A 3,361-nucleotide genomic window follows, 5' to 3' on the forward strand; every position below is an offset into this window, starting at 1 on the left:
TGTGTGAAATCCACAACTTCGGCGGTGTACTTGAGCCCCGCTACATTGTCGGCGCGGAATCACTTGACCAGTGAGCTATTACGCACTCTTTCAAGGATGGCTGCTTCTAAGCCAACCTCCTGGTTGTCTTCGCAACTCCACATCCTTTCCCACTTAGCACACGCTTAGGGGCCTTAGTTGGTGGTCTGGGCTGTTTCCCTCTCGACTATGAAGCTTATCCCCCACAGTCTCACTGCTGCGCTCTGACTTACCGGCATTCGGAGTTTGGCTGACGTCAGTAACCTTGTAGGGCCCATCGGCCATCCAGTAGCTCTACCTCCGGCAAGAAACACGCAACGCTGCACCTAAATGCATTTCGGGGAGAACCAGCTATCACGGAGTTTGATTGGCCTTTCACCCCTACCCACAGCTCATCCCCTCCATTTTCAACTGAAGTGGGTTCGGTCCTCCACGACGTCTTACCGTCGCTTCAACCTGGCCATGGGTAGATCACTCCGCTTCGGGTCTAGATCACGCCACTACACTCGCCCTGTTCAGACTCGCTTTCGCTACGGCTACCCCACACGGGTTAACCTCGCGACGTAACACTAACTCGCAGGCTCATTCTTCAAAAGGCACGCCGTCACAGTAACAAGACTGCTCCGACGGATTGTAAGCACACGGTTTCAGGTACTGTTTCACTCCCCTCCCGGGGTACTTTTCACCTTTCCCTCACGGTACTGGTCCGCTATCGGTCATTAGGAAGTATTTAGGCTTATCAGGTGGTCCTGACAGATTCGCACGGGATTTCTCGGGCCCCGTGCTACTTGGGATACTCTCCAGGCGGCACACAACATTACGGTTACGGGGCTCACACCCTCTCTGGCCGGCCTTTCAAGACCGTTCACCTATGCACGCACTCTCACCTCACTGGCCCGGCAGAACCAGAACGGAAAGTCCCACAACCCCGCCCATGCAACGCCCGCCGGCTATCACACATGGAAACGGTTTAGCCTGATCCGCGTTCGCTCGCCACTACTAACGGAATCACTCTTGTTTTCTCTTCCTGCGGGTACTGAGATGTTTCACTTCCCCGCGTTCCCCCCACGCACCCTATGTGTTCAGATGCGGGTCACACAATCACCCTTACAGGCGTTGTGCGGGGTTTCCCCATTCGGACATCCTGGGATCAACGCTCGGTTATCAACTCCCCCAGGCTTATCGCAGATTCCTACGTCCTTCTTCGGCTCCTAATGCCAAGGCATCCACCGTGTGCCCTTAAAAACTTGACCACACACATCGAACAAAACGCCCGATCATGATGCATCAACTATTCGAGAGAACCACGACCACAAAAGGCCAGGTTCATCAAAAAGAAATTGCTGTAGAAACACACACACATGTGTGTGTTCCAGATGCTCGCGTCCACTATGTAGTTCTCAAACAACAACCCCATCAACCAGACCACCACACCCCACCAAAGGGACACGGCAGTACCGGAAGCAGGAACAAAAGAAACACCAGTCTCTGATGCATTGCTGCAAAAAGGTCCTGTTGCCTCAGGACCCAACAGTGCGCCAAACACAACCCCCACAACCAGCACCCCGGACACGTTCCCAACAACCACACCCCAAAGGGTTCAGCTGCCGTACTAACACCAGGACACCACCACAAAGGCCATGCCAAAATAAACTTTGATTCGTTGATATTCCACCCATGAGCACCCACCGCAGGACAAACGCCTGCGCAATGGGCAACACTGACAACCACACCCCCACCCATGCAGGCAGGGACAACAGGTTGTTAGCAGCTCCTTAGAAAGGAGGTGATCCAGCCGCACCTTCCGGTACGGCTACCTTGTTACGACTTAGTCCCAATCGCCGGTCCCACCTTCGACGGCTCCCCCCACAAGGGTTAGGCCACCGGCTTCGGGTGTTACCAACTTTCGTGACTTGACGGGCGGTGTGTACAAGGCCCGGGAACGTATTCACCGCAGCGTTGCTGATCTGCGATTACTAGCGACTCCGACTTCATGGGGTCGAGTTGCAGACCCCAATCCGAACTGAGACCGGCTTTTTGGGATTAGCTCCACCTCACAGTATCGCAACCCTTTGTACCGGCCATTGTAGCATGCGTGAAGCCCAAGACATAAGGGGCATGATGATTTGACGTCGTCCCCACCTTCCTCCGAGTTGACCCCGGCAGTCTCCTATGAGTCCCCGGCCGAACCGCTGGCAACATAGAACGAGGGTTGCGCTCGTTGCGGGACTTAACCCAACATCTCACGACACGAGCTGACGACAACCATGCACCACCTGTAAACCGACCGCAAGCGGGGCACCTGTTTCCAGGTATTACCGGTTCATGTCAAGCCTTGGTAAGGTTCTTCGCGTTGCATCGAATTAATCCGCATGCTCCGCCGCTTGTGCGGGCCCCCGTCAATTCCTTTGAGTTTTAGCCTTGCGGCCGTACTCCCCAGGCGGGGCACTTAATGCGTTAGCTACGGCGCGGAAAACGTGGAATGTCCCCCACACCTAGTGCCCAACGTTTACGGCATGGACTACCAGGGTATCTAATCCTGTTCGCTCCCCATGCTTTCGCTCCTCAGCGTCAGTTACAGCCCAGAGACCTGCCTTCGCCATCGGTGTTCCTCCTGATATCTGCGCATTTCACCGCTACACCAGGAATTCCAGTCTCCCCTACTGCACTCTAGTCTGCCCGTACCCACTGCAGAACCGGAGTTGAGCCCCGGTCTTTCACAGCAGACGCGACAAACCGCCTACGAGCTCTTTACGCCCAATAATTCCGGATAACGCTTGCGCCCTACGTATTACCGCGGCTGCTGGCACGTAGTTAGCCGGCGCTTCTTCTGCAGGTACCGTCACCTTACGGCTTCTTCCCTACTGAAAGAGGTTTACAACCCGAAGGCCGTCATCCCTCACGCGGCGTCGCTGCATCAGGCTTTCGCCCATTGTGCAATATTCCCCACTGCTGCCTCCCGTAGGAGTCTGGGCCGTGTCTCAGTCCCAGTGTGGCCGGTCACCCTCTCAGGCCGGCTACCCGTCGTCGCCTTGGTAGGCCATTACCCCACCAACAAGCTGATAGGCCGCGAGTCCATCCAAAACCACAAAAGCTTTCCACCCCCCACCATGCGATGAGGAGTCATATCCGGTATTAGACCCAGTTTCCCAGGCTTATCCCAGAGTCAAGGGCAGGTTACTCACGTGTTACTCACCCGTTCGCCACTAATCCCCCAGCAAGCTGGGATCATCGTTCGACTTGCATGTGTTAAGCACGCCGCCAGCGTTCATCCTGAGCCAGGATCAAACTCTCCGTTGAAAAATAACAGACACAACCACACCCACCGGAAATAACGACGGAC

General features: G+C 55.4%; 2 rRNA genes. Both read right to left on the minus strand.

Annotation, left to right across the window (positions count from 1 at the left end):
- A 23S ribosomal RNA gene (locus PQ627_RS19860) occupies positions 1–1,271 on the minus strand; the annotation flags it as partial.
- A 526-nt stretch (positions 1,272–1,797) separates the two neighbouring features.
- Positions 1,798–3,318, minus strand: a 16S ribosomal RNA gene (locus PQ627_RS19865).
- Positions 3,319–3,361 lie beyond the last annotated feature (43 nt).

This window comes from Paenarthrobacter sp. AB444, from assembly GCF_028736865.1.
Lineage (GTDB): Bacteria > Actinomycetota > Actinomycetes > Actinomycetales > Micrococcaceae > Arthrobacter > Arthrobacter nicotinovorans_B.